Annotated in this window: 35 protein-coding genes; 21 read left to right on the top strand and 14 right to left on the bottom strand. The window is 40.9% G+C overall.

Going from position 1 to position 25,052, the window contains the following annotated elements:
- Positions 1–12: 12 nt before the first annotated feature.
- From KTHG_RS16275 to KTHG_RS16210, 14 genes are all read right to left on the bottom strand, one after another.
- On the bottom strand, positions 13–1,854 hold the full coding sequence (locus KTHG_RS16275; protein ID WP_139995236.1) for a hypothetical protein: 1,842 nt from the start codon (positions 1,852–1,854) through the stop codon (positions 13–15).
- 69 nt (positions 1,855–1,923) lie between these two features.
- The gene (locus KTHG_RS16270; protein ID WP_139995234.1) at positions 1,924–3,180 is read right to left on the bottom strand and encodes a hypothetical protein; all 1,257 of its coding nucleotides are present in this window, start codon (positions 3,178–3,180) and stop codon (positions 1,924–1,926) included.
- A gap of 64 nt (positions 3,181–3,244) precedes the next feature.
- Positions 3,245–3,511 (bottom strand): hypothetical protein, encoded by a 267-nt coding sequence (locus KTHG_RS16265; protein WP_139995232.1) that lies wholly within the window; start codon positions 3,509–3,511, stop codon positions 3,245–3,247.
- Positions 3,512–3,607: 96 nt separating this feature from the next.
- On the bottom strand, positions 3,608–3,805 hold the full coding sequence (locus KTHG_RS16260) for a hypothetical protein (protein WP_139995230.1): 198 nt from the start codon (positions 3,803–3,805) through the stop codon (positions 3,608–3,610).
- Positions 3,806–3,958: 153 nt separating this feature from the next.
- A complete protein-coding gene (locus KTHG_RS16255; protein WP_139995228.1) occupies positions 3,959–4,315 on the bottom strand; it encodes a hypothetical protein in 357 nt (118 codons plus the stop codon).
- Positions 4,316–4,327: 12 nt separating this feature from the next.
- Positions 4,328–4,792, bottom strand: coding sequence for a hypothetical protein (locus KTHG_RS16250; protein WP_139995226.1), 465 nt, complete (start codon positions 4,790–4,792; stop codon positions 4,328–4,330).
- A complete protein-coding gene (locus KTHG_RS16245) occupies positions 4,789–5,136 on the bottom strand; it encodes a hypothetical protein (RefSeq protein WP_139995224.1) in 348 nt (115 codons plus the stop codon). Before KTHG_RS16245 ends, KTHG_RS16250 begins: the two co-directional genes overlap by 4 nt.
- A 42-nt stretch (positions 5,137–5,178) precedes the next feature.
- Positions 5,179–6,105: a hypothetical protein gene (locus tag KTHG_RS16240; protein WP_139995222.1), complete on the bottom strand. Its 927-nt coding sequence runs from the start codon at positions 6,103–6,105 to the stop codon at positions 5,179–5,181.
- Between the two features lie 15 nt (positions 6,106–6,120).
- Positions 6,121–6,531, bottom strand: coding sequence for a hypothetical protein (locus tag KTHG_RS16235; protein WP_139995220.1), 411 nt, complete (start codon positions 6,529–6,531; stop codon positions 6,121–6,123).
- A complete protein-coding gene (locus KTHG_RS16230; protein ID WP_139995218.1) occupies positions 6,532–6,972 on the bottom strand; it encodes a hypothetical protein in 441 nt (146 codons plus the stop codon). It abuts the gene before it with no gap.
- A gap of 15 nt (positions 6,973–6,987) precedes the next feature.
- Positions 6,988–7,974, bottom strand: coding sequence for a hypothetical protein (locus KTHG_RS16225; protein WP_139995216.1), 987 nt, complete (start codon positions 7,972–7,974; stop codon positions 6,988–6,990).
- A 12-nt stretch (positions 7,975–7,986) separates the two neighbouring features.
- The gene (locus KTHG_RS16220; RefSeq protein ID WP_139995214.1) at positions 7,987–8,331 is read right to left on the bottom strand and encodes a hypothetical protein; all 345 of its coding nucleotides are present in this window, start codon (positions 8,329–8,331) and stop codon (positions 7,987–7,989) included.
- A 12-nt stretch (positions 8,332–8,343) separates the two neighbouring features.
- Entirely contained in the window at positions 8,344–9,084 is a 741-nt protein-coding gene (locus KTHG_RS16215) for a hypothetical protein (protein ID WP_139995212.1), read from the bottom strand.
- Entirely contained in the window at positions 9,081–9,458 is a 378-nt protein-coding gene (locus KTHG_RS16210) for a hypothetical protein (RefSeq protein ID WP_139995210.1), read from the bottom strand. Before KTHG_RS16210 ends, KTHG_RS16215 begins: the two co-directional genes overlap by 4 nt.
- Before the next feature lie 340 nt (positions 9,459–9,798).
- On the opposite strand from KTHG_RS16210, the gene KTHG_RS16205 reads away from it, so the two are divergent.
- The 21 genes from KTHG_RS16205 to KTHG_RS16115 all read left to right on the top strand — a co-directional run bounded on the left by KTHG_RS16205 (position 9,799) and on the right by KTHG_RS16115 (position 24,914).
- A complete protein-coding gene (locus KTHG_RS16205; protein ID WP_139995208.1) occupies positions 9,799–10,296 on the top strand; it encodes a hypothetical protein in 498 nt (165 codons plus the stop codon).
- Between the two features lie 25 nt (positions 10,297–10,321).
- Complete coding sequence (locus KTHG_RS16200; protein WP_139995206.1) at positions 10,322–10,555, top strand: hypothetical protein; 234 nt, start codon at positions 10,322–10,324, stop codon at positions 10,553–10,555.
- A gap of 377 nt (positions 10,556–10,932) precedes the next feature.
- Positions 10,933–13,440: a hypothetical protein gene (locus KTHG_RS16195; RefSeq protein WP_139995204.1), complete on the top strand. Its 2,508-nt coding sequence runs from the start codon at positions 10,933–10,935 to the stop codon at positions 13,438–13,440.
- Between the two features lie 159 nt (positions 13,441–13,599).
- Positions 13,600–15,879 (top strand): hypothetical protein, encoded by a 2,280-nt coding sequence (locus tag KTHG_RS16190; RefSeq protein WP_139995202.1) that lies wholly within the window; start codon positions 13,600–13,602, stop codon positions 15,877–15,879.
- Positions 15,880–16,262: 383 nt separating this feature from the next.
- Positions 16,263–16,406: a hypothetical protein gene (locus KTHG_RS21505; protein ID WP_186439673.1), complete on the top strand. Its 144-nt coding sequence runs from the start codon at positions 16,263–16,265 to the stop codon at positions 16,404–16,406.
- Between the two features lie 253 nt (positions 16,407–16,659).
- Positions 16,660–16,929: a hypothetical protein gene (locus KTHG_RS16185; RefSeq protein WP_139995200.1), complete on the top strand. Its 270-nt coding sequence runs from the start codon at positions 16,660–16,662 to the stop codon at positions 16,927–16,929.
- 105 nt (positions 16,930–17,034) lie between these two features.
- Positions 17,035–17,403 (top strand): hypothetical protein, encoded by a 369-nt coding sequence (locus KTHG_RS16180; protein ID WP_139995198.1) that lies wholly within the window; start codon positions 17,035–17,037, stop codon positions 17,401–17,403.
- Between the two features lie 130 nt (positions 17,404–17,533).
- Positions 17,534–18,154, top strand: a complete 621-nt coding sequence (locus KTHG_RS16175) for a hypothetical protein (RefSeq protein WP_139995196.1) — start codon at positions 17,534–17,536, stop codon at positions 18,152–18,154.
- 118 nt (positions 18,155–18,272) lie between these two features.
- Positions 18,273–18,512, top strand: coding sequence for a hypothetical protein (locus KTHG_RS16170; RefSeq protein ID WP_139995194.1), 240 nt, complete (start codon positions 18,273–18,275; stop codon positions 18,510–18,512).
- Positions 18,512–18,925, top strand: a complete 414-nt coding sequence (locus KTHG_RS16165) for a ribonuclease H family protein (protein ID WP_139995192.1) — start codon at positions 18,512–18,514, stop codon at positions 18,923–18,925. Before KTHG_RS16170 ends, KTHG_RS16165 begins: the two co-directional genes overlap by 1 nt.
- Before the next feature lie 61 nt (positions 18,926–18,986).
- Positions 18,987–19,826, top strand: coding sequence for a hypothetical protein (locus KTHG_RS16160; protein WP_139995190.1), 840 nt, complete (start codon positions 18,987–18,989; stop codon positions 19,824–19,826).
- A gap of 171 nt (positions 19,827–19,997) precedes the next feature.
- Entirely contained in the window at positions 19,998–20,654 is a 657-nt protein-coding gene (locus tag KTHG_RS16155) for a hypothetical protein (protein ID WP_139995188.1), read from the top strand.
- Positions 20,655–20,681: 27 nt separating this feature from the next.
- Complete coding sequence (locus tag KTHG_RS21960; RefSeq protein WP_255512489.1) at positions 20,682–20,816, top strand: hypothetical protein; 135 nt, start codon at positions 20,682–20,684, stop codon at positions 20,814–20,816.
- Positions 20,817–21,243: 427 nt separating this feature from the next.
- A complete protein-coding gene (locus KTHG_RS16150) occupies positions 21,244–21,525 on the top strand; it encodes a hypothetical protein (RefSeq protein WP_139995186.1) in 282 nt (93 codons plus the stop codon).
- 9 nt (positions 21,526–21,534) lie between these two features.
- Entirely contained in the window at positions 21,535–21,954 is a 420-nt protein-coding gene (locus tag KTHG_RS16145) for a hypothetical protein (protein WP_139995184.1), read from the top strand.
- Between the two features lie 25 nt (positions 21,955–21,979).
- A complete protein-coding gene (locus tag KTHG_RS16140; protein WP_139995182.1) occupies positions 21,980–22,501 on the top strand; it encodes a hypothetical protein in 522 nt (173 codons plus the stop codon).
- The gene (locus KTHG_RS16135) at positions 22,498–22,923 is read left to right on the top strand and encodes a hypothetical protein (RefSeq protein ID WP_139995180.1); all 426 of its coding nucleotides are present in this window, start codon (positions 22,498–22,500) and stop codon (positions 22,921–22,923) included. Before KTHG_RS16140 ends, KTHG_RS16135 begins: the two co-directional genes overlap by 4 nt.
- 550 nt (positions 22,924–23,473) lie before the next feature.
- Complete coding sequence (locus tag KTHG_RS16130) at positions 23,474–23,953, top strand: hypothetical protein (RefSeq protein WP_139995178.1); 480 nt, start codon at positions 23,474–23,476, stop codon at positions 23,951–23,953.
- Between the two features lie 190 nt (positions 23,954–24,143).
- Positions 24,144–24,353 (top strand): hypothetical protein, encoded by a 210-nt coding sequence (locus KTHG_RS16125; RefSeq protein ID WP_139995176.1) that lies wholly within the window; start codon positions 24,144–24,146, stop codon positions 24,351–24,353.
- Between the two features lie 51 nt (positions 24,354–24,404).
- Positions 24,405–24,656 carry a hypothetical protein gene (locus KTHG_RS16120; protein WP_139995174.1) on the top strand — a complete coding sequence of 84 codons (252 nt, stop codon included), beginning with the start codon at positions 24,405–24,407 and terminating at the stop codon, positions 24,654–24,656.
- 12 nt (positions 24,657–24,668) lie between these two features.
- Entirely contained in the window at positions 24,669–24,914 is a 246-nt protein-coding gene (locus tag KTHG_RS16115) for a hypothetical protein (protein ID WP_139995172.1), read from the top strand.
- Positions 24,915–25,052: the final 138 nt, after the last annotated feature.

Here is a 25,052-nt window from a genome sequence, read left to right as displayed (position 1 = left end):
TTTTTTAATGTATTAAAAGCGTCGTACGAACATGGTGGTCGAAGCGTACGTGTCTTTAAATCTTTCTTGATAATGAAGTCCATCCACACCTGCTCCACTCCACTTCGTGCATTCTACGCACTTATGATCACCAAGATAGATATACACATGCGACCATGACTTGCTCATACTATGCCCGTCAATGTTGACACTTGCTGGATGTCCTTGATAACCAGTTTTGCCAGCAACTTGATAACAAATGTCGCCCGGCATCATTTTATCTATTTTTCCTCCGACATAAATTCGCTTACCACCTGGCATATTTAATTGTTGGCCTACAGATTTTATTTCGCCAGTATTGATACCAAGGGCTTCTTTCATTACTAGGTATGTAAATAAAGTACAATCCATTCCTAATTTACCGTCGGCACGTTTCTTGCCCCGACCTTTTGCGGAATTGTTATTGTAATAAATTTTGGATTTGTTCTCCTTGTAATATTTCAGGGCAAAGTCAATTATCTTCTGAGCCTTCTTCGATTGTTTGCCATCCTCATATGAAACATCGTAATTATCTGAGCTATTGCTTTCACCCTTGCTGTTGTCAGATGATGATGTTGCACCTGTGAAATCGGCTGGATCTGCAAAGTCACTAAAGAACTTTGCGACATCTTCGTCACTCTTCTTAATAGCGGACTTAATTTTCTCTACTCGTTCCGCTTCATTTGAGATGGACTTCTCAATACGCGCTTCGGTCGTTTTCTTTAGTGCCTTAGCTTCGTGCTCTTTTAGCTTGGCTTCTTCTTCGACATGTTTGTTGATGTCTATACCGTTTCGCATAAGAACTGCTTTACTCGTAGCTTCGTTCGTGTAAGCACGTAAAATACCATCTGTTAAAGTACAAGAGCTCATTAAATATTTATAGAAATTTTTCGTTGCTTTGAAATACTTCTCGTCGTATTCATGCCTTGCCCTAGCAAGCTCTTGGTTTTGATGTGTGTCTAAGTAATCGTTGGCAGTAATGTATTTTGAATTACGCCAGTCATCCCCTGAGATTGAATCACCGTAAGATTTCGCTTTGTCACGACCTTCGTAGTAAGCATCACGTAATGTTTGCGCTGCATCATTTTGTCGTAGATGCGCAATCGTTTTGTCGATGTTGTAAATCTTAGTAAAGAATAACGTGTTTTGTTTACGCTTGATTTGGCTCCGCGTGATACTATCCGATACATGTTTCAGTGTATTAGGAATGCTTTGGCCAGAAAGTATATAGTGCATTTGAAGTTCTTTTATAGAACCAACGCCAGCTGGAATAGCGACCGACATATTATCTTTCCAGAATCGAGACAATGAACGATACAAACTGTCCACGTAATCTTGATAAATTACCTTCGTGTCGTCTAAACGCTTTTTGATGGCCGCTTTAACGAAAGGCTCTACATCTCCAAGTTCTTTATCCAGTTCGATGTCATCTGGAAAAAGTTTTGGTATGTCGTCTGAGATGTCAGCGTTTGGAGTGTAGTCATCCATATCATCATCTGGTGTTGGCATATCATCTGACGTTGTTTCATCATTCCTTACAAACTCACTTTCATCTGGAACGTGCCACTTGTCGCTAGACAAATCTCTTTTATAGTATTGCAAGGAAGGTGTCAATATCTTTCGTACATCTTCCGGCGCAATATCTAACAGCTTTTCAATCTTTTCGATTTTATCAAGAATCTCTTTACGTTCATCTTCGAACAAATCACCGTCTGGGTTTAACGGTATAGTTTCTACAGGTTCGTCACTGTATGGAACATAGCCGTCTGTATAGTAATCACGACTATACTCAATCTTTGGTTTGTAGTTAATCGGTTGCTCGTTGTAGTCTGCCATGTGAAAAGTCCTCCTTATTGAAAAATCCCCTTAGCATTTTACAGCTAAGAGGATAAAAAGGCTATATTTTTACCAAACAGTTCTTGTTGCGCCGCCTGTACGACTCCCCCAACCGCGTCCGTTAGAGCGTCGACGAGAAGAATTTCGTACTTGCGTCCATGTAGGACGATCCCCTGGTAGGTCGCCGTCATGGTGTGCCGCTTCAATTTGTTGACTAAAGCTTGTTTCACTTGCGGCTGCTTGGCGTAACGATGTTTCTACACGTTTTTGACCAGGGCGTTTTTGTATAGATGACATCGCCATTTCATATCGAACTTTTTTGATTGTATTGGTAAGCTCCGTAAATTCGAGTACGAATGCAAGGAAAGCCAAACCTAATGTATCGACAAAGTGTTCATTTTCAGAAGTGAAAATTGGCGCACCATTTTGTTGCTGGCGCACTACTTCATAGTCGATTAATTGCTTATGTAAGATTTCATCGAATGGAGAAAGAATCAATTGCTCACGCTCGAAGGCCATAATCAATTGGTTAACCATGAATGGTTTCATTGGCTCTTTAACCATCTCTTTTGTAACTGGGTCCATTACGTCAATTTTGTTAGCAAACTGCCAGCCCTTCACTTTATGTTTAAGGCCCGTCTCTGGACGTTCTTCCCCAATAATATGTAGACGTTCTATTTGATACTCGCCTGATCCGCGGTCACAGTAGATCCATGTCGGATTATATATTTCGTTTAGTTCAACAATCAAATTAACTGCTGCATCGTATGAATACTCCGCTTTCGGTACTTCAATACGTTTAACAACAATGAATTTTTTCGATTCAATGTCATAGTCCATTATCAATATACTACTTGATGCTTGGTATTTATCCCAGTCGACGCCCATCGTACGGAATGTATTTCGTGGCACAGGTATACCATCGTACACTCTGTTAATTGGTGTCGGGGTCCCATTCTCCGCTTCACGCTTCACGCGATCCAACTGGATAACAGATAGCGGATTGTAGTAATAGTTTTGGAATGACATTGCTTTATCGACCTTATCTTTGTTGAATACACCGGTATCTTGCGCGCCGAAATCTGCTTCGATTTCATGCGTGTAACCAGACGGCGTAAGTTGAGCTCTGAATTGAGCTTCCATCGTGGCATCCCAGTTCGGGTTATGGCTTGATGGATGGAAATGTTCAGTGAAGCCCATTGATTTATCGGTACACGCTTGATAGAACTTAGAGCGAGCACCTGTTGGAGTAGATGACAAGAAGATACCGATGTCGCTACGTTCAGCGGCAATTGTTGTTACGGTATCAAAGTCAGCTTCGGTCATATACGTTTTCACTTCGGACTATATCATCTATGTAGGGCGCTATTAATAGTCTCTGAACCCTCCGTTAGTCATCAAGTAAATCTAAAGCATGAGCACATTGTTCATCATGTAATTCACTAATTAGTCTGGCGCGTTGGTTATAATTAAAACGTCCAGATGACCAGCTTATACTTGTATTGTCTGTTAGCGCACATCCAATGTATAAAGAGACAGCTTCGCCATCCTCTACTACTTTTTGGATTGTGTCTAGCATATTCAACATGTCCTGTTTGTCGTGTTCAATCGCTTCTTTTACTTCATTATGTTCATTTAGGAAAATAAGTTCTCCCATAATAAAACCTCCTAACAGCATGGCTGCTGATTATTCTGATGCAGATTTTACACCAAACCTTCCAGCAATTCACCCTATTTATAGTGGACTATATGGTTAATCCACTTCATCCATGTGAATATAATCGGCACGTTGGCCACGAATAGAAGCACCGCCTGTACCAGACGAAGCACCTGTCGTGAAGCCCATGATAGCAGAGCCATTTTTAAATTCAATCATGAATGGGTTTTTGATACGACGAGCAACTTGCTCTTGTAGAAGCGGGCTACCGTCAATCATTTCGTTTAGACGCATAAAGATTAAACGTACTTGCGTCTCGTATGGCGTAACATACAGAATACGTTGGTTTGGTTGGGTGGACCCCTTGTAAAGACCATTTACGCACATGGTCTCTGTTTTCGCTACCCTGTTAAAAACAGGGGCGGACTATATCTTTTTTAATACAATCTATAGGGTAGTTAATCCATTCTTACGGTCAAAAATAAAATTGACATCATCGTATGTTTCCATAAGGTCGCTCATTTTTGTACGGATTAGTTCGCCTAATTCCTCTACAAATTCATTTGCGGCTTGCGATGCTTCTTCAATATTTTCACGACCATCGAAGCGGATAGCTAACTTCAAGCCAGTACGAATTGTTTTAGAAAATTGCACAGGATATTTACCTTTGAACATTTTCTCCATTTCAATGACTGGCTCGCCTAATTCTTCTAAGGCGATTCGCTCGTTTGTAGTGAAGTTTGTCGTCTCTACATTTAAGCAGATAATGCGTTTACGAATACTACTTGTGTATTTTAGTTGCATGATCCGTCCTCCTTATGCAAAGAAATCGCGTGGGTAGCCAGTTGTGAATGCAGTTGATTTTGCTTGTAACTTATCAGCTGCGGCAACCGCGCGATCTTGGATAGTTTTTTCGAAAAGCTCACAGCGAGCTACGGCTTGTAAGTAATCCTCTTTTAATAGAGATTTTTCATTAATGTATGCAGCTGCTTTATCTAACCCAATAGAATATGACGCTACGAAATTCTCGCCAAGCTCTGCCGTCTTATTAACGATAATGAACGATACTTCTTCACCGATTGCTTCTGGATCTTCTACGAATTGACCTTTCTCGTCAAACTTCGCTTTAAACTCGCCACCTACTGAGATGACAGGATTGCCGAATGCGCTAACCAACGCTTTTTCCTGTTCATCTGTTAAGTCGCCTTCACCGTAGCTATCAAATTTAATGTTTACTGATAGTACGCGATTTTCGATTTTTCGTTCTGCTACAAATTTCATGTGGCATAACCTCTCTCGTGTTGTATTAAAACATTTGCGCTCGTAGTCTCTGAACCCTTCCTATTTCTATAGGACATGGCTGCTGATTCTTCCAAGGGAGTTGGACCTTCCAGCAATTCACAAATGAAGAGCAAATGTTTACCCGTACGGCGTCCACACCTAGCAACCTTTTTGACCGATTCATCTAGTAAGATTTCTGCTTGATACCAGCGGGCTACCCAAGGTTCATGCTTTTTCGTCTTCGGATTGAAGGTGCGAATGAATGCACGAGCCCACATTACAGGGTTTGCCATAATCTCTTTAAATCGTTCTACTTCGATAGCGGATAATTTATTCTTCGGCATATGTATTTATTACTCCCTTTTTAGTCCTTTATTTTTTTACTATTAGTAATAGGACTGTTGTTGGCCATAAAGTTGCGAGTTAGATTGTTGCCCCTTGCCCGCAGCCATATTATTCACAAGCCAGACTGTACCTAGCGCACCAACACCAGCTTGATAGCCTTTGTTCGCTATCATCTTGTCATGTAAGTTTGCTTCGAATCGGTGATCTTTTACTTCTTTTTGAAGGCCATCAAATGATTTAGATGAACTCATTTTATCTACCCAGTCATCCATATCTTCACCTTTGTGATTCAATCGTTTACCGATACCACGTAATTCACTTCGAATTTCTTCTTCATCCTTTAACTTTCCACTCTTCACTGCTTTTTGGAATGTATCTACATGATTCTGTAATCCCATGTGCTTGCTTGCCAGTTGTTTAGCTAAACGTTTTTCTGGACGAGAGTTTCCTTCTCGATATACGTTTTCGTAGTAAGATTGGTCAACACCTTTTGGCGGTGCTTCACTTCGCTGCGTTCGAGCTTTTGCTTTCTCTGCTTGCCTACGCTCTTGTCGAGTCACTGATCTCTCATTTTGTGGTTGATTCAATTCTCTAAACATTTGAGCTTCTTCCGCTGCGCTCATTTCAATAGGGTTGCTAGAAGGTTTCGTATTTGGCTTACGCGATTCCTCTAGCATTCGTTGACGCTGCTGAGTATTGTGGCGATTCAAACGTAGCATTTCTTCTTTTTTCATCTGCATATCTTTTGCAGCTTGTGTTTTACGTCCTGTATTCTGCAGAGCGAATTCTTTAAAATCCTTGTAGTTACCGACGTCTCCACCTTGTTTTTTATAGTCTTCGACATGTTCATCGAAACCATACTTCTTAGGCATCATATTATCATTTTCGAATTTCCCTCGTAGGGCTTCGTGTTGTTTGATGTGATGCTGGTTTTTGGCATTACGTGCTGATCTAGATATTTTAACCATTTCTTTTCACCTCATTTAATAGTTCATATATTTTGCTTCGCTACCTAACATGGCATTCTGCTGATTATATTTCGCTCGCTCAATTGAGGCCATACCTGCTTGTCGCATCGTAAACGTTTGAGAGTTATCAGAGAAGTAAGAGTTAGAAAATGCTTGATTGTTTCGCGCAAAGTCGCGTGACTTCATGTCTACTTCTCTTACACTTTCTCCTACTGCCCCTTTTAATAAAGGATGTGCTTGCAAAGCAAACGTAGCGTACCATGGTAAAAAATGAGACATTACAGCTGTTCCCGCTGCGCTTCCTGCCGCTTCCATTGTCGACTTACCTTGTGCTTTATTGATGCCATAATCCAATATCGTTGCGCCAGCAGTTACTAGTGCTCCTGTCTTTTTGAACGAACGTAATACAGAGGGCGAAATATTCATCTACATATACCTCGCTTCATTACCGAGTAATGCCCGTTTTGTATTCATTTCGGATGATTGCACTTGTTGCATACCTGCTTGTCGCATCGTGTAGGCTTGTTGAGTATCAACGAACGTTGACGTCGCAAATGCTTGATTGCTACGCGCCATCTCTCTTGATGTTCGTGCAACACTTGAAGCGATTGCGCCGCCACCTTTTACAGCTCCACCTAACGCCATAGCACCAAAGTACACAGGCATCCCGACAGCATCCATAATGAATGCATTACCCGCACCTTTTACGGCAGACTTTGCAACACCATCGCCTTCTGCGCGATTTTCATTGTATTCATGGACAAAACCTAATCCACTAAGACCTATGCTGACCATTCGACCTTTATTTGAGTTCTTGAATTTGTTGAACCCAGAAGCGGATCGAAGGATAGAACCTAATGCCGGCATCGTATCTCCTCCTTGTTAATTTCGATTGTTGTGCATAGCAAACACTAAGTCACCTGTCGCACCGCCATTATCTACATAGCTGTATGGTTTTGGTGTAGGAGTCGATGCCCCACTTGGAGAACCACTACGATTTAGATAATCTTTTGTTGCTGATGTACCAGATGCAATTAACATCCCTACTGCGCCGACACCTAATCCTAATTTGGACAAGCGCATTCGACCAGGTGTATGAACCATCTTACCTTTGCTGTTCAATTTAGCAGAAGCATTCTCATACTTAAACATCTTGCCAGCAACGCCTGTTGCGAACTTTGCATATTTTTGTACTGGATTTGTCGCAAAGTAGCCCGCGCGTTTAACACCACGAGCAAGCGCGTTGCCTGTACGCGGATCGAAAGATGTACCTTTCAACGTTTTTGGTGCGAGAAGATGCCCAGCTGTTGCGGCTGAACCTAGCGCTGTACCTATCCCTACTGAACCAACTCCAGACATAATACGCCCAGAGTTTTTTAGTAAGGCCATTCCTCCAAAACCAACTGCTGCAGACGTTGCTCCAAGTGCTAATGGCGCGGCTAAACCAGCAGCTCCACCAATCGCGGCACCAGTCAAGGCACCAGAACCATCTCCACCGGTGAATTTGTTTCCAAAGTACATACCAATACCGGCACCTGCCATCCCACTGCCAATGCCTAAACTGCCGACAGCTGTTCGCAAACTCCCGTTGCCAGAGACCGTTTTGAAGCTATTCATATAAGCATGTGCTGGTTGAACGAATAAACCTTTTGCTAAACCAGTACCGACTTTCTTGCCAGCTTCACCGAAGTTTGGTAATACACCTGCTCCGATACCACCGACTGTTGCCCCAATTGCAGAACCGACACCGGCAGAGCCCATGACGCCTGCTGGGTTGTCACTATTGGCGGCGGCGATGATACCTGTCGTACCACCAACTGCGCCACCAGCTAGAGCTCCGCTTACTGCGAAACCGTTTGAGAATACCATTTACAGCCCCTCCTAAATAAACGGTACGCCAGCAATGTTTGTTTGACCGTCCTTATCACGATACAAACCACCACCACTTAATGCACGATAACCGACACCAGCAGTCAATACGCTACCTGCAATACGACCATAGTTTAATGCGCCATCTTCATTTGAGTGCGCAGCTTTAATTGATCTTGCAAGGTCGCCAGTATCTCGATAGGCATTGACCGATTGTGAAATACCGCCGAGCATACCGCCAGCATGTACATTTTGAATTGCTTTATTTGAATTGAGGATGTTTTCTCGAAAACCGCCAGAACTAAATGCGGCTAAAATCGAATCTCCTAAATCAGAACCAGTTGGTCCAATTTTCATTATGTATTCCTCCTATTGAATATTCTCTGGGCGTGTATCAATTTCTGCGTAGTCTGCATCTTGTACAAACGACATGATTTGATCCATAGCTGTTGAACCAACATCTTGCTCGCCTTTACGGTCTTTACGTGTAGCTAATAGTAAATTGTAAATTTCGTTACGGCGTTTAATGATTCGCTCGTACGCTTCCCAGTGTTTTGATACTTGCGGTTGATAAAACTCTTCACCTTGTTCACTGATTCCAGCTACGACATCTACTACTGGTACGCCTTCTGCAGCCATCAACGACTTACATCGTTCAAGTAGAATATCTTGGTTAATCAAGTCACTAATTAAGGCGCGGTCTGTGAAGCTGATTGTATTTTCAAGATAGCCGAAGTCCTCTGCATAACCGCTGAAACGTAACTCAATCTCTGCCGCTTCAATAGGACAAGGTTCTCCGACTGGGGCAAGGTCGTACGGCAACAGCTTACAAGTCGATGCATACGGACATCCTTCACCTTTACAGGTAATTGGAATACGTGCATACATTCCTGTTTTGGTTGATAGCATGGCCATAGCTGCGCTTTTTGCTTCGCATCCAGTCTCGCTAAATCCCCAGATATTCTTCACATTTTCTTCAAACTGTAGTCTACGCTCCACAGGGGTTAAACCAGTTGGCGAATCATTTCCTGCCAGGGCGGTTAAATCAAAACCTTCTGGTAGAACTTCCTCTGCCGCTTCCTCTACGACTTCATCTTGTACATTTGTCATTCTACTTCCCCCACTTCCTTGATTGGTTGAGGTGGAACAATCGTAACACCGTCAGCAACAAACTCGTAGTGAACATATACTTGTGCATTTGTAATAACTTCTCTAATGACATTCACGTTGCGTACGAAATAATTTCCGAACTGAATAGCTTCAATATCTTCGAGATAGTCGTTGATTTGCAAAGTACCTTGTACAACTAATCGTTCCATTGATTGTTGGCGACCATCTTCATCTTCGAATGACTCAGAAACTTTTACTTGCTCTACTGTACATACACCGAATGTAGACTGCTCATTGTTAATAAGAATTTCATCACCATTGTCATAGAATGTGGTGTCGTCCTCGTTGAAATAATCTTGATTTTCATTTTCCATTAAAATCTCTCCCCTCATTTGTATTAGTACCTCGAAAGGCAGCTACTATTTTTGCACAAACTTTCTTATGGCGCAATTTTTTCTTAAGGCCTCATTAAAGACTTTAATAGTCTGACAATTTAAAACGAAACTAAGACTACATAAAAAATATATACGGATTGTAAAAACCCTATGCGGAAACGAAAAAATGAAAAAATCCTGTGGCTACCCATTATATATATACACTCAAAAACACATATTTTGGAGCCCCGGGTATGCCATTTCGCTTTTCTAAACAACGTATCAAAATCTGCCTAGAAACAGCATACCTATGCCCAAGATAAAAAGGGAGCGACTAAAGATGAACAAGCAATTCATTATGAACAACCTGCGTTTAGCTATCCAACGTGATGTAACTAACGTATACGCAGAGCAATTAAAGGATATAGATGTAGTCTTTACAGAAGATGATTCTTTATTCAATTACAAAGCAATCGGTTTATTCGAAGGCGGTCACATTTACATGAATGTATGTGATCGTCTTTTATTTGATTTGATGGGCAATGATGCTGTCATTAGCGTTAAAGAAATTGTAGATAACTACCTTATCGCAATGGCACATGAACTAGGACATGCCAATGATCCAGCATGCCGTTACCAATTAGCCAATATGGCAGCAATGGTTGTTCATAAGCACAAGCCAACATTAGGAAAGATTCAATTGAAATTAGAAGAGCGAGCGTATCGTATAGGACTTCGCTATATTCCAGATCGTTTACGCAATCGCTATATCACATATAACGAACGTTACATTAATCAATTAAAACGCAAACCATTATTCATGCATAACAACAAATAACACATAGGAATGGGAGAGATACATTATGGTAAAGTCAGTAGATTTAAGCAAAGAGGAATACACAGAAGCACAGGTGAACATTATCAGCAGACACAAATTAGCTGGTAATCATGTCGTATGTAAGTTGATTAAGCAAGGGAAGGACATAGTAGCTAGTGTCATCTCAGTATCTAAAGATGGCAAGAACCAATGGTTATTATTCCACTGCCCTGCTGAACAACACTTTGCATACGCTAAGAATGACTATATGAGCATGTAGTCATATAAGGGGTTCTATATAGAGCCCTGCTTTTAATGCGGCTATACAAATGTATAACGGTCCAAAGCCCGTACAAACGCAGATGGAAGGCAATAAAAAAAAAGACGAGTGAGGAAACACCCGTCTATGTAATAAGTATTGGACGTACTTATTACGATTCATTATAGGAAAGATTGGACTCTTTTCTGTAATGGCGAGTCTTTATAAAAGGCTCACAAGTTGTAGTTTGGAAGACTACAACGTAAGTAACTGGTTATAACACCACTACTTACATAAGAGAAACGATGACTAACCATATAGGTAGCATCTACGCATATTGAGCATGCGTCAGAGATGACTTGCAACAAGGCAAGCATCTACACAGGAGAAATTATATCATGAAAACATCTACACAAGCAACAGTAACAGAAGCAGCAACAACAGTATTAGCATTACCAGAAGTAAACTACGTTAAATCAGAACTATCAACTGTAGCAGTAAACCTGTTACCAAAAGCTAAAGGTAACAAAATCAAAGCGTACCTTGAAGAAGTATTCCGCGCAGTAAAAGACGGCGTAACAATTCGCAAGGTGGTTCTTGAAAACGTACACCAAGTAAGCACTTCTGTAGCATCTACAAAAACAGGTGTTTCTACAGATCGCTATATCGAAATGGTAGAAGGCTTAGAAGGTCAAGCATTACAAAGAGAAACAACAATCATGACAGATCTTGGTGAAATGAAAGTTGAGAACTTCCTTAACGGTTTATTAGAAGTTAAATTCGACAAATCTTCATTAGACGCTTTAGAAACTGGCTTATATGTAGTATTCGCAGATAACGGTTCAGTGGAATTATACACTCGTTCTCGTAACACATATCGTTCACTATTAAACAACACTTCATTAACAATTGAAGAATTCAATAAATTAGGCGCGCTTCGTTTATACGGATTCCAATACACTCCAGGTATGGCGAAAGTAAAACGCTTATTAATGATTGCCTTACCAGATACAGAAGAAGGTAAAGCAAAATTCCGCGAAATCACAAATGCTGCAACAAACGGCATGAATCAATACTTCGTTGATCAATTCAAAGATCGTGAAGCAAGCAAAGCAGATTTAATCAATATCGCAACTCGTGAATCTCAAACACACACAGCTGGTGTAGATTTAGCGAAATTCAATGGAGATGATGTTTCTCCAATGATTGATTTAACAAAACGTTATGGCGTACTGAAAGATGGTGGCGAAATCGTAAGTGCTGAATATGTAGCGAAATCTATCAACAATGCTTCAATTTCAATTGGTGGTAGCGCAATGTTCAAACCTCAACACTTTGTGGGTGAATTAATGCAAGCTCGTTTCGATGGCGTAAACAAAGTAGCAAGCGTACTATTCATGCCTAGAACAATTGCAGCATACATCCACGCTTTAGTATTCCAAGGATACAAAATTAAATACATCACTCGTGAAGAATGGATGGAAGCTCGTGCAACAGATGCTAATGAAAAGAAAGCATTCAATGGTATCAAATCATACTTCAAAGGATATGACGCAGTTATCATTCAAAAAGTAGTAGATAAAACAGCTATCCCTACTTACATCGCAACACTAGATGAAATGAAAGTTCCTGTTTCATACGGTGAAGGTACAAAAACAACAATGCCAGTTATGACATTTTCTCACCCTGCTAAACAAACAACGAATCACTCTGGTCAAATGGGACAATCTCTATTAACAGAAGATGCAGTACAAAACATGAAAGATATGCGTGTTGCAGATTTAGCAAAACAATTCGTAGCAGAAGGTATGGATAAAAAAGAAGCATTAACTAAGGCTGTAGAAAACCAAGACCAAGCTCCATTATTAATCGAAACATTAGGCGCTGAAACAGCTCGTCGTGCATTAAGTGCGGCAATCGGTACAGAAACAGATGAAGAAGGCAATCAAGCATTGCGTGATCCTAAAGTATCTGCTTCACAATTAACAGGAGATAGCCTTTACTACACAGGTATTATGCGTAGTGCTGCTCCTCGTTTCGCATTCGAAAAAGAATCATCTATTGTTAACTCTATTTTAGGAGATGTAATCAACGTTACAAATCGTGACCTTGATAGCAAATCTCGTGACGTTGTAGCTGGTACTTATGCGTCTGGTTTATACGACTTACCTGCTCTACTATTCAACACACCAGATGATATTGCTAATTTTAAATTCATCGACTTCAACACAGATGAAGAAGGTTTAACACAACACGAAGCGGCTCACTTAAAAGCATTAAAAGATTACAACGATTTAGTAGAAGCTGGTATTGAAAGTCAAACAGCTAAATACGAATCAGTAGAGGGAATCAAACCTTCATATATGCAAATTCGTAAAGGTGTAATGAAGAAACGTGTTGTTCGTCAAGCATTCGAGGACCTTCGTAACGCAGAAGCGGCTTACCGTCTAGGTGTATTAGGAACAGATGAAGTGTATTCACCAGCTGCAGAAAGCTATGCTCGTAAGCATGACCTAGTAGATGCAGAAGGAAATATCACAATGCAATTAGTATTCTATCGTTCACCAAAACCAGGTGCTCGTGACTTCCATATTGCAAACGTTGTATCTCGTGATGAAATCTTATCACGCATCGAAGATAAAGCAGCAGCATTACTTGGTCGTAAAAACAAAGACGGCAAAACGTTACCAGTAGCAGTTGTTAAAGAATTAATGAAAGGCGCTAAAACGTACATGAAAGCATTATCAGATGGTATTGTTATGCTTCCATTCCACCCAACGTTGAACTTAATCATGTCTGGTTCTGACTGGGATATGGATGGTTTTACATTAGTATTTGACCAACGTATTGTCGAAGCATTATCAGCAACACAAGCAGAAGCTCACAGCACTACAGATTTACTTTAATAGTAAGTTTAGCAACATCATTTCATTGTCACTCAGTATTATGGACCTGCCGCATGACTGTCAGTTGTGTGGCTTTTTATTATTTATAAAACAAACATTAAACTAAAAAATTATTTATGGAGCTAAATCAAAACGGTTTAGCATAGGAGGAAATTTATCATGACATTCACAAACAACAAATTCAACCAATTCGCAGCTACATCATTCGTTAAAAACATCAAAGAAGTTCAAGCTCAACGTGCATCAAAATTCGGTTACGCTGCAGAGAACTTAGCATTAACAATGGTTAAACAAACATCAGCTAAAGTTGCTGGTATCGGTATCGTAGCAAACGCGTCACAAGCACTTAAAGCAGCAGCAGAAACATTAAAATTCGGCGCAGCATTACGTGGCATCACAGAAGAAGCATACACTGTAGCAACAGAAGAAACTCGTCGTGTTCTTGGCGAAATCTTCAACAAAGATAACACTGTACCAACAATCACTAAATACAAAGCTATCAAACGTACGAAAACATCATTCGTTAATGCTTCTGGTGTAATCGTAGAGCAAGCAGAACTTAACGTCGCAGATCGTGAAGCTATCTTGAAAACGTTAGAACACTTCGACTTCAAATCAGCAACAGACAAAACAATCATCGAATTATTAGCAGATGTTGACTTAGTATTCGATATTGATATGCAACGTCACATTGACGCATTCAAAAAAGCTTACGAAGTATCAGTAATCGCAAGCCCATCAAAAGCATATAAAGTAGCATCTATTAACAAAGGTTCAGTAAAAGTACAACTGCTATTCACTGATGAAATGAAAGCGGAATACAAAGAAAAAATGACTGAGCAGTTCTTAACTATCGCAAGTGATAATGCAGAAACAGCTGGTAGCCGCGTATCATTATTCTACCGAGATGAACTAGACTACGATAAAAAAGGTAAAGCTATCTTCACTGACTTGAAACAACAGTTCAAGAAATACAGCCTTACTGAAATCTACAATGCATTAATCGACCTTGATGAAACAGCTCGTGAAGCAACATTCATTAAATCAGAGGTTATCGAAGCTGCAGCAGTAGTAAGTGAGAACCCAGAGTTCACTTCATATGTACAATCAACATTAACTCAATTCGATGCAATTGAACGTGCTCAACGCGATGAAACAAAATATGAATTACAATTAGTTGATTCTGATACTGACGAAGCAATGGAAGTACGTGCTCGTGTATCTAAAAAATACAAACCATTAACTGAATTCATGAAAGCTGCCGTACGTTTAAAAGCAACTCAACTTGGTGTAGATGCAGCGAAATTAGCATTAATCACTCGTCAAATTGGCGACCTTCGTTATGGTGAAGATAACAAATCAAACACAATGTCATCTGCTTTCAGTGCCCTATTCGCAGAGGAACAATTACTATACGCTGAAATGATCCACAACGAATCAACTGACCTTGAAGGCTACAAAGCTTCATTCGTAACAGAAGATGAACTATTCATCGCGCCAAACGTTGAGGAACTACCATACCAAAATGGTGACGTTGTGACATTCAACGAAAAAGGCTTCAACCCATACTTCGTAAACTTCTTACCAGAAGGTGAATATGTATTCGAAATTCAAGAATCAATTGAATTAGATGAAGATGGCGAACAGAAATTCCGTATCGTAGCAAAACGTAACATTCAAGATAAAGCACAAGAAATCATTGAACGCTCTATCGAAACAGCACCAGAAGGTATCTTATTCTTACAAGGTGATAGCTCTTACTTCAAAGAAGATTCAATGTACACACAAGATGAAGAAGGCAACATCACTAAATACGCTACAGAAAACGTTGCTAAATTATTAGCTACATTCAAAGCTGGCAAAGAGCTTTATACAACAAACATGGATAACAAGAATCGCCAAACAATCCCTGCTATCTGGGATGTAAGTGCTGACGAAAATAAAGCAGCATTAGTGTTACCTGTTAGCACATACAGCTCAAATGTATCAAACGATGAACAACGTAATGGCGTATTCAATGGTACAACTGAACCAGCTTCAATGAAGAAAGTTCGTTTAGTACAAGCAGTATTCTCTAAAAACAAAGGTTACGCAAACGTTGGTATCGTGATTCAAGTTGTAGGTGATGCAGAAGAAAACATCATCGACATCATCGCTGAATCAGATGAAAACAAAGCAATGATTAAAGACCGCTTCAAATCTAGCAAGAAAGAAACAAAAGAAGCTGACGAAATCTCTGCAGACGATGAAGAACTATTCGCTACAGATGACGAAGATGAAGTTTCTGATGACAGTAATGATGATTTATTTGGTGACGATGCAACTGATAACGAAGAAGAAACTGTAGAAGCAGCAGAAACTTTAGAAGATCGTAAAGCAGCGTTACTAGCTGAGTTAGATGATGAAGATGAAGATGACGACGATTTATTCGGATTCTAATAAGTAGTATTGTGCGTAGGGGATCTCCCCTATGTGCATTAAGGTTACAATCGCATTCGTATGCACACATGATTGTTACTTTAATGGACACAGCACATTTGTCCCAAGCATTAGAGGTGTGTTACCGCTTCGCGTCGCCATCGAAAACCACGATGGCTCCAAGCACGAAGCTCCCCATACTTCATATGTGGCTGATGTGTGCAATGCACACTTTAAATAACAACTCTTGCGGGAGTGTTACGCTGCGGTGCCCTACTTCGAGGAAGTTAGGGTTCTTTGTCGTGCTTTCGTATGTGTGTCTCCGACATACCATGATGAACGCACTAATTGAAATGAATGTCGTTTTTAGGGACTAGAGCCCTCGACGACTGGAGGTATATATAATGAACAACCAACCAATGAACAGCGAAGAAAAACAATTAATCATGCTAGGAGTTGTGGCAATGCCATTCGTCATCATGTGGAACGTGTTCCGCTTCAAGATGGCCAAACGTGCAATCCGCCGTATCATCGGGCTATTTAAATAATGGTCGAAACTGGGGCAACTCAGTCATGCAGTAGGTGGTTCCCCTGCATCTGATGATGACAAACCAAATCAACAGCATATAGCTTAGTCCACTATATGAACTAACATTGCCGAGTGCTTTGCTTGCGGAACAATCTCCGCTTCGCGGGTAGGAGCACTCACACGTTTTCGGACGGTTAATTAGGCTGGTCGTGACTGACTGGCCATGTTGCTGACTACAACAAACCAATACACAACTCACAGGAGGTAATCAAATGATTACAGTAAAAGGCTATAAAGCATCTAACCCCTATTCAAACCATGGTACAAAGCTAGACGTATATCACGTATGCGTACCAAATTCAGAAATGCAAGTGTGCTTAGGCGCAGACGAAGTAAAGGACCTAATCAAGAAAGTGATGAAGTTTGCGAAACAAGATGTACGCTTCATTGATTTAACAACAGGTATTGAAGTAATAAATCGCGCGCGATCTTCACGTAAGTTAATGAAGGCAGTTGAAGATATGCAAGCCTTCTTTGGGTAGGTCGAGAAAACGGCCACCCCCCTAAAACAAAGTTTCTACCTATTAAATATAAATAAACTATGAGGGCGTACAGTGTGCGTCCTTTATTCTTTGGAGGAATTAATAATGATTACAGTAACATACCATCAAATCCCAGATACAACGTACGGCGGTTTCCTAGATGACTTCTTCACAATTGACTGCGAAAACAAACCAGAAAACGAATTCAATCTTTCAGTAACCGAATCAGATGTCGATGCTACATGCGCACAAGTTATTAAAGCAATCAATACGCCAGGACTACAAAATGGTTCGTTACAGTTAGTAGGCGAGGATAAGGAGATTGTCGTAGATTTAGTAATGCTTCGTAGAATGTTAGGATGCACGTTCGACGACATGCTTACATTAGCCATTAAAGATTTCCATGCGCGTGACCTTGCAGTACGTGAAAGAATAAATAACTCAGAGGAAGGGAAACGCTATGAATTTGCATAATGTTCAAATCGGTAATATTCAAATCAGTAGCTTTCAATTAAAGCTAGTCGGCTTCACCCTATCAGAACAATTCTTTATTGCATTATCTTTTAAAACAAAAAACTATAAAACTATTTTGGAGGCTTTTAACATGAAAACAACTACATCAATCGCAGGTATCAAAGTATTATTCGCTGGAGCAAACGACGTATTCCAACCAGTAGGCACAATCAATAGCATTCGCACGATCGTTGAGAAACAAGGTACAGCACTACAAGTAAATACAGAACTAAACGGAGCAACAATCACAATGGACGATAACGATGGCCAAGCAGGTCAAATTCAAGTGGACCACGCAGAGTATGGTGTCGAACTAGATCTTAGTGAAATCCCAGAGCTATTCGACCAAATTGTCGCATTAGGCAGCCAACTTGTTGAGCAGTTCAATGTGTTAGAAGAAAAGTATGCTACGCATGAACCAGACGTTTCTTATGAAGCGAAAGCATCGTTCCATAGAGAAGGACTTAACTGGAGATGTAGAATCTCTGCTGGTTCAAATCAAGATGATGTGAGACCGGTGGCAATCGCGCTTATTCGTGAGATGGATCGTATGAGCTATCTGAACAGTGTTGTAACAGTAGAAGTGGATGGAGCAGCAAAAACATTCGTTACGCATCGTGCGTTCAATTATATGAACGAAGTAGTTGGAGGAGATAAGGCATTAACAGTTAACGATATTACAAACCTTATTGATTCTTTAAGAAAAGTTTAATTATTTATACAGCGTGTACCCCTAACGGCGGTATGCGCTTTTTTATTATGAGCCAAGCGCTCACCATTGTACGACTTTTAAGGGACGAGAGCCCAGTAGTCGGAGGAGATTTACCACTATGAAATTTTCAAACAAAGCACCTAAAACAGAAGCATTCTATCGTTCAGCGAGCGTATCACCAGTTATCATCGCAAAACAACACGTACGCGTAATTGTTCCAGCTACATCATTAACTCGTGACGGCGGTATCCCTACTCGTCTTCGCCCTATCGTTGCATCAATTGACGGTGGCGTAACAGTAGCAGAAGCTATTAACTTCAACGAACGTTACGGTTTAGAGTTGGGGGTTCAGGCATAATGACTAGCACCAAAGAACGTACCGTCATTAAAACAGACGGCAGCTACTTAGAATACTTAGGAGAGATGGCTGGTGGATGGGCAATCGAAGTCCATACAGAGCAAGGAGTCATTCGCCGTACAGGTAAGGTGAAAAACCCAGTATCTTCAAGACATTGCGAACTATATGCCATCTATGAAGCATGCAAGTTTATTAAGAAGGAAGGCTGCGCTGCAGTAATTCAATCGGACTGTAAGGAGGTGATTAACACTTTTAAAGGAATAAAAGGTGTCGCATTCTGCGAGGACCTGTGGTGTAAGATTCGTGACTTAAACGTACGCAATCTAAAAGACATCATGTACATTGCACGCGAAAACAATGAAGGTGCAGACCATGCGAGCCGTATTGCAGCTCGTTCACTTATTGCACGATAACGCGGAACACAACTCAACTAACTCGGTATAGTAAAACACATTTTGGAAGGAGCCAATTATCATGGCCTTAATTAACACAACATTCGACTATTTAAACTCACAACCAATCTTTTTCAGAGGGAACCGTCACGTCGTACAAGACGTACGCGACTTCCTAGCTAAACGTGGTAATACCACTGAACAACAGCAAAACGAAATGATGAACAAAATGCTTGAAATGAAAATCATCGAGGTTATTGATGAAACAGATGAATTCGAACGTACTATGCTCGGACTAGAAGCAAGTATCGAAGAACAGCATCGTGTAGAGTCATTGATTCAACAAGACGAAGACTATTTAGATTACGGTGCTGAACAACGTAAAGCCGGTAAATTAACGCACCCAGAACTGACTGCAGAGTTCGCTAACATCAAACAACGTGATTCATTTAAGGAATTTGTTGAGCGTAAACTACGTGTCACTGTGACAAGCGTTGGTTTTGATAACGAGACAGGCCACCCTATCGTTGTTATGGCTGACGTATCAGAGCGAGAATTTGCGAAGATGAAGAACTACCGTCGCGTAAAAGGTTTTGGTCGCTTCACAGCAAATAGTATTACCGCTACAGGACATGGCATCAATAACACAGTTAACTTTGCAGTAAATAGCATTGTAACACCTGTGTCAAAGTCCGTTGTAGGGATTACTGCGAATCTTACCGCTACGGTATCGAAAGCGGGGTCCGACTTAGGCGGGGCTGTCGTAAACTCTACTACCGAGGAAGCACAACGTTTAGCAAAACAAGTGCGTGAAGATCGTGACATCCAAGTTGCGAAACAACGTATGACACATGCTAAAAACAAAGTCATGGGATTCTTTGGCGGCAACAGTGGAAAAGCTGGTAACGGCTTCCGCTTCTAACCTGTAATATCGGGGGCTTCGGCTCCCACATACATAGACCTGGATATGTCATTAAACTATCTCGTATGTGAATGGCATACGTTCATTGCTTTCTGGCGTCATCACACTAATACAAATATATAAGATCCTCATAAGTCGCAATGTAGCCGAGGTAAAGGGAGATAACTTATCATGACAAACAAAAACTTATTAACTAACACAAAAACAGAACTAGAAGTGAAAATCGTAGTAGCATCACGCGGCCGTAACACTGGCATCATGATCTTTGATCGCGAACGTTGTAAATTCGTAGACCGCCCAACATTATTACCGTACCTATCATTTGATGGTACAGACATCAAAGAAGTTGAAACTAAGCCGCAACAGTTTGGACGCATTAGCATTCTGAAAGCATCAATCTGGGCATTAGAGAAGCACTTCAACACAACGTACGATGAAGAAGCAGGTGTTTATTCACGAGATGCTGATACGAAGTATGCCATCACAAATTTCTTTACCACTACCCCTTTAGAGCAGAACTTCAATGGCGGGGCATTCAAATACTGGATTCAAACAGGTAAAACGTTAGAAGGCAAGGAAGTTGAAACAGATGAATTGCTTCTATGGGACCGCTTCACTAAACTGTTCCTTACATTCTTTGATGTATTAAATGTACGTAGCGTGAGAAGCCTTAGCCTACACACAGACAAGAATGGCAAGTTCCACGCAGGTACATCGAAAGAATCTCAGTACCTACACCGCGGTATGAAGTTACTGTGGGATGCGATTCCTAAAGATGAATTCTCTAAAGAAGAACAAGAAGCAAACGACGATACAATGTTCGCTTAATTGATTATATAAATGGAGGGTACGACAATGAAACAATTCTTTGCAGAGCCAAAAACATGGAAAGCATTCTTTATTAGCCGACTTTACGAAGCGGTTGCATGGGGTATCTTTGCGTTACCCTTCATTATTTTATTTGTCATTTTGAAATTAGATTTACTGTAACATCCTATGAGTCGCTTCGGCGGCTCTCTTTTTTTATGTATTGAGTAGATGATTTCTTCGTCTACCGAATAGATAAAAGAAGCTTTTTCTTTTTTATCCGATGCAACGTAGCCTAAGAACTGGCTGTAGCATCTGCATTAACCTTATCCCAAAGGGAGGGCAACACGCCTTTCGCCTCGATACGCTAACGAGGAGGTGCCATTCGCACAGGGATATTTACGCTTTACCTATGTAGTCTCCCCTATTTATTAGATGCTCCATGTTTTGATTAACAGAGTGTTTTTTAATGGGACGGTATACCTTTTCTGTATGCTATCGAGGGACTATGTGGTACGCGCCCCCTTGCGAGCGCACTCTATACAACAAATACGAGCGAGCGCCAGCGAGCGAGTAACACCATGACAACATACAAAAGGAGACGAATGAAATGAATCTACTCAACACAATGGACCAAAAACAAGCGACAGCGTTAATCAACAAAGAGGCGGAACGTGTCCGTCCTCACCTATTCGCACTAGCGAATAAGACAATCCAGCTACCAAGCGTAGCTAAGTTTTCAGAGACAACTGTACTGCAAAGCTTAGAGAAGATTGCCGAATTAGGTGAAGGCGCCCTACTCGCATTCGCTGATAAGTTCAACGAAGAGGAGTGTACTTTCCTTGCGAAAGTAGGAAACCTCGACATCGACAGCTTACTTAACCCGATGTAAACAGCACAAATGATTCGTAAACAACGTAAGGAACGTGAGCATACGGACGTAGTAAAACATCTACAAAATGGCGTATCTAATGATGAATTAGCATTACAAGTGAGCTATGATAAAGGTATGGCAGTGCAAAAGCATATCATCGAAGGTCTTGTAAGTACCCCACTAGCAGAACGAAAAGCCTACATGAAGAACATCAATGAGAAGCGTGTAGAGCTTAAAGCAACATTAAATCCGTCTGATGACGATGACTTATTTGAAGAATCTATTAATGAATCAACTACAGATAGCACCGACAATGATGACTTATTCGACGACGACGGCGCGAGCGAAGCGAGCGCAACAGAGGAAGAACCTCTCTGCCAAGAGGACCAAACCGAAGAAGCAGAGGAAGAAAATAAGGACGACGACGATGATATGTTTGCTGCCTAAGCAATGCAAAAAGGAGTCCGACTAAATGAATTTGCTAGACCGCTTAGAAGAAATACAAGTCTTTCGCGACAGAGGGTACGTTGTATCAGAGCAATATTACGCTGCCTTTTACTACATTACACGCACCAGAAAGAACGAAGAAATTGTACAAGCATGCTGTGATTTGTTCGCTCACATGAGCAATCATCACAAACTAGACTACATGCGTATGTTCCTCCCCTCCCCTACTTGGACGAATATTTTGTCCGAGGGTGAGATAAAACTACATGATACCTTGCTCTATCATTACACAAAAAAGCGAGTGGCTGTTTTCTCTGATGATTTAGATATAGAAAGATATGCCACAAAAGAATTAGTAAAACGTGGTGTAGTACGCGGGCCATTTATGGAACGTCGCGTACAAAAACTGTTCAGGAATCATTGTTACTACGAACCTTACTTCACGTACGAGTACTCAAGTCATTATGAGACAATAGAGAACTCACCGCTTCGAGATTTCATGCACGACCTATTCGACAAATACGAAGTATCGGAGCGATCAAAATGAATCTACTCGAACAGTTAGACATCAAGAATCGCGCAACGGCGCGGTCTAGGTACATTACGCCACTATGTATGCGTGTATGCAAGTATGCGAGCATACAATTAAAGATAGACAAAAACAAGTATGACTGGATGACTTTTTATTATCCATCCGATACGCTTGCAGCTATGGTTGAAGCGGAGCAATTACTATCCGCTAACAAAGAACAGTCCTTCTTATACGCTGGGAGCTCACTGGATGAACTGACATCGCATTTAGATACGCTATACAACAAAGTAATCCACAAACAAACAGCGAGCTCTCTTAGTTCATCTAACGTTCGTGGGCAACGAAGCGACTTCCATTCAATAGATAGCATGTACGTGGAAGCGATGGAATTGATTCATGCTGGTATTAACCCCTATGACGTCTTCACCAATCGTTAGAAAAGCAATCATTTTCTACGAGGCTACCTAGTCGTTTTCGCATATTGAGATGTTACAGCCACTTTCTGCCCTGTTCTCTCTGCTTTTTAGCGTTCTGCTCTCCCCTATTAACCTTTGAAAACCCTTGTCCCCTCTGCGTTCTTTACATCGTATTGGGTATCTACTGGCTTTGAGTGCCGCTTCGGGCTTACATGACAGTTGGACAACTATAGTTACCTATGATTTTACATCTTATACACATTCTGTAGATTATTTTGTGCAACAATGTACTGTACAAGTTGTAGAAGAAAGGTTGTAATTCACAGCGTTTCATGTAAAATGTCAGCCAACGAAGGAGATGTTAAACATGAACGAAATGGATGAACGACGAGATAAGATTGTAGAAGAAGCTAGTATGAGATGTTTCACGATGGAGGAAATAGGAACTCCTACGCATGAGGAGCTCAAAAGACTATACGGATTATTCAGAGGTAGCCAACGTTATATGCTATACTTCTTTGCCGATAGAAGTGTAGACGCTCATGTACCCTACTACTCTGGAACGTTCAGTATGTTGGAAGATGCAGTAGCGCATGCTAATCGCTTAGGCTATGTACATGAAGATGGTGCTGAGGAGATTAGAATGAATGACAAAGGTGAGTTACTATCTATTGGGATTATCTCTGACCAAATGATAGAGAATGAATTAGAGGAATACAGAAACAAATACAATATTTCTGACGCCGAATTCTGCCAGGTTATTTATGAATGGGAAGCGGAAGGTCTTGCTACTCCTTCTGCGGAAATATATGTGCCAGTCATGCACAAAGAAGTAAATGGTGTGAATACGTGGGGCTCACCTATTGGATGCTATACGAATCTAAAAGCTGCGGAAGAACGCTTAGTTGGACTGGGCTTTATCAAGACGGCGGAGGAATGTGGTTTTACAGAATGGCGTAAGGACCAGCTCGTTGTAGAGATCTACGGTTTCCCCTTGGAGTCGGATGCAATCAATGACGAGCAATTAGTACATACAGCAAGTGTAAATTAGCATTGCGTACATAATGTTTTAACAGTAAAGAAGGCTATGCGTTATCTCGTCTGAGATATATGTGTATGCCTTCTTCTTTTATATGTATGCAATGTTACTTGTATGCAAGCATGCGTAGGTTTGTTTATTTAAAATCAATCCGTTTTGCGGCCGCGATTGCAGGTTATAATCTATGTAGGAGGGATAGCGTATGAACGACACACGATTTACCGTAGTAGCGTGGAATGCTCTCAATGAACGTGGTGAGCGTTTAGAAGTATCAAACCACTCTACCTACTCGGAAGCTACCAACTGGCTCTTAGAGAACGGCTACGCTTCATCTGGAGGGCATCAATACATAAAGATGCACACTAAAGAATTACTACTTGCAGAAGTGAGGCCTTTTTCTACGGGTGTTTAGTTGTCCCTTGCTTTATAATTAAACTATCAAACGAGCAAAGGGGAAGATGATATGGACAAAGCAACAAAAGTATTAACAGCAAAAACAAACTACGACAAAGGTGGCAATCTTTTAAAAGGCGAGGATTCACCTTTTTCAGTCAATGAGTACGGGTTAGAAATGACTCGACTCCATGAGATGGGTTACGAAGAAGATAAAGCAGCCACACCACCAGATGCTATTATCACGCTTCGTTCCACGAATGAAGATGGCAGCTTCTCTCTCTACACGCTGCACAAAATCGACGATTTAAAGGAGAACTAGGAGGAAGGTAACATGGACAAGAATGTGCATGTAACAATTACTCGATTCAGTAAAGACGGTACAGAGGTTAAACAAGTCGCTCATACAAGCTATGACACGTATGAAGAAGCGGAGAGCAAACTGATTGCCGATGGATTCGAGAAAGACTTCGAAGAGATTCACACTGGCGATATTGATATTCCAGTGATCGAGATTAAACAGTACAAGAAATCTCTAGCAGATGGATGTGTAGAGTTTGGCGTAATCAACGTACTCTAAACTAATCAACAGGCGTACCTTTTACCGGGTACGCTTTTTATATGTTCACTTTTGTATGCGATGTTATTTGTATGCAAGTTGGAGACGCTCACTTATATAACGGTCATGTATGCCATGTTATGTGTATGTAATGTTACT

The organism is Kurthia sp. Dielmo (assembly GCF_000307285.2).
In the GTDB taxonomy this organism is placed as follows: domain Bacteria; phylum Bacillota; class Bacilli; order Bacillales_A; family Planococcaceae; genus Kurthia; species Kurthia populi.
Note: the sequence above shows the minus strand (reverse complement) of the source record. Positions and strands in the feature narration are given on the sequence as shown.

Bases quoted from the DNA above. Each gene is read 5' to 3' on its own strand.
- KTHG_RS16275 (WP_139995236.1), bottom strand. From the start codon at position 1,854: ATGGCAGACTACAACGAGCAACCGATTAACTACAAACCAAAGATTGAG.
- KTHG_RS16270 (WP_139995234.1), bottom strand. From the start codon at position 3,180: ATGACCGAAGCTGACTTTGATACCGTAACAACAATTGCCGCTGAACGT.
- KTHG_RS16265 (WP_139995232.1), bottom strand. From the start codon at position 3,511: ATGGGAGAACTTATTTTCCTAAATGAACATAATGAAGTAAAAGAAGCG.
- KTHG_RS16260 (WP_139995230.1), bottom strand. From the start codon at position 3,805: ATGCGTCTAAACGAAATGATTGACGGTAGCCCGCTTCTACAAGAGCAA.
- KTHG_RS16255 (WP_139995228.1), bottom strand. From the start codon at position 4,315: ATGCAACTAAAATACACAAGTAGTATTCGTAAACGCATTATCTGCTTA.
- KTHG_RS16250 (WP_139995226.1), bottom strand. From the start codon at position 4,792: ATGAAATTTGTAGCAGAACGAAAAATCGAAAATCGCGTACTATCAGTA.
- KTHG_RS16245 (WP_139995224.1), bottom strand. From the start codon at position 5,136: ATGCCGAAGAATAAATTATCCGCTATCGAAGTAGAACGATTTAAAGAG.
- KTHG_RS16240 (WP_139995222.1), bottom strand. From the start codon at position 6,105: ATGGTTAAAATATCTAGATCAGCACGTAATGCCAAAAACCAGCATCAC.
- KTHG_RS16235 (WP_139995220.1), bottom strand. From the start codon at position 6,531: ATGAATATTTCGCCCTCTGTATTACGTTCGTTCAAAAAGACAGGAGCA.
- KTHG_RS16230 (WP_139995218.1), bottom strand. From the start codon at position 6,972: ATGCCGGCATTAGGTTCTATCCTTCGATCCGCTTCTGGGTTCAACAAA.
- KTHG_RS16225 (WP_139995216.1), bottom strand. From the start codon at position 7,974: ATGGTATTCTCAAACGGTTTCGCAGTAAGCGGAGCTCTAGCTGGTGGC.
- KTHG_RS16220 (WP_139995214.1), bottom strand. From the start codon at position 8,331: ATGAAAATTGGACCAACTGGTTCTGATTTAGGAGATTCGATTTTAGCC.
- KTHG_RS16215 (WP_139995212.1), bottom strand. From the start codon at position 9,084: ATGACAAATGTACAAGATGAAGTCGTAGAGGAAGCGGCAGAGGAAGTT.
- KTHG_RS16210 (WP_139995210.1), bottom strand. From the start codon at position 9,458: ATGGAAAATGAAAATCAAGATTATTTCAACGAGGACGACACCACATTC.
- KTHG_RS16205 (WP_139995208.1), top strand. From the start codon at position 9,799: ATGAACAAGCAATTCATTATGAACAACCTGCGTTTAGCTATCCAACGT.
- KTHG_RS16200 (WP_139995206.1), top strand. From the start codon at position 10,322: ATGGTAAAGTCAGTAGATTTAAGCAAAGAGGAATACACAGAAGCACAG.
- KTHG_RS16195 (WP_139995204.1), top strand. From the start codon at position 10,933: ATGAAAACATCTACACAAGCAACAGTAACAGAAGCAGCAACAACAGTA.
- KTHG_RS16190 (WP_139995202.1), top strand. From the start codon at position 13,600: ATGACATTCACAAACAACAAATTCAACCAATTCGCAGCTACATCATTC.
- KTHG_RS21505 (WP_186439673.1), top strand. From the start codon at position 16,263: ATGAACAACCAACCAATGAACAGCGAAGAAAAACAATTAATCATGCTA.
- KTHG_RS16185 (WP_139995200.1), top strand. From the start codon at position 16,660: ATGATTACAGTAAAAGGCTATAAAGCATCTAACCCCTATTCAAACCAT.
- KTHG_RS16180 (WP_139995198.1), top strand. From the start codon at position 17,035: ATGATTACAGTAACATACCATCAAATCCCAGATACAACGTACGGCGGT.
- KTHG_RS16175 (WP_139995196.1), top strand. From the start codon at position 17,534: ATGAAAACAACTACATCAATCGCAGGTATCAAAGTATTATTCGCTGGA.
- KTHG_RS16170 (WP_139995194.1), top strand. From the start codon at position 18,273: ATGAAATTTTCAAACAAAGCACCTAAAACAGAAGCATTCTATCGTTCA.
- KTHG_RS16165 (WP_139995192.1), top strand. From the start codon at position 18,512: ATGACTAGCACCAAAGAACGTACCGTCATTAAAACAGACGGCAGCTAC.
- KTHG_RS16160 (WP_139995190.1), top strand. From the start codon at position 18,987: ATGGCCTTAATTAACACAACATTCGACTATTTAAACTCACAACCAATC.
- KTHG_RS16155 (WP_139995188.1), top strand. From the start codon at position 19,998: ATGACAAACAAAAACTTATTAACTAACACAAAAACAGAACTAGAAGTG.
- KTHG_RS21960 (WP_255512489.1), top strand. From the start codon at position 20,682: ATGAAACAATTCTTTGCAGAGCCAAAAACATGGAAAGCATTCTTTATT.
- KTHG_RS16150 (WP_139995186.1), top strand. From the start codon at position 21,244: ATGAATCTACTCAACACAATGGACCAAAAACAAGCGACAGCGTTAATC.
- KTHG_RS16145 (WP_139995184.1), top strand. From the start codon at position 21,535: ATGATTCGTAAACAACGTAAGGAACGTGAGCATACGGACGTAGTAAAA.
- KTHG_RS16140 (WP_139995182.1), top strand. From the start codon at position 21,980: ATGAATTTGCTAGACCGCTTAGAAGAAATACAAGTCTTTCGCGACAGA.
- KTHG_RS16135 (WP_139995180.1), top strand. From the start codon at position 22,498: ATGAATCTACTCGAACAGTTAGACATCAAGAATCGCGCAACGGCGCGG.
- KTHG_RS16130 (WP_139995178.1), top strand. From the start codon at position 23,474: ATGTTGGAAGATGCAGTAGCGCATGCTAATCGCTTAGGCTATGTACAT.
- KTHG_RS16125 (WP_139995176.1), top strand. From the start codon at position 24,144: ATGAACGACACACGATTTACCGTAGTAGCGTGGAATGCTCTCAATGAA.
- KTHG_RS16120 (WP_139995174.1), top strand. From the start codon at position 24,405: ATGGACAAAGCAACAAAAGTATTAACAGCAAAAACAAACTACGACAAA.
- KTHG_RS16115 (WP_139995172.1), top strand. From the start codon at position 24,669: ATGGACAAGAATGTGCATGTAACAATTACTCGATTCAGTAAAGACGGT.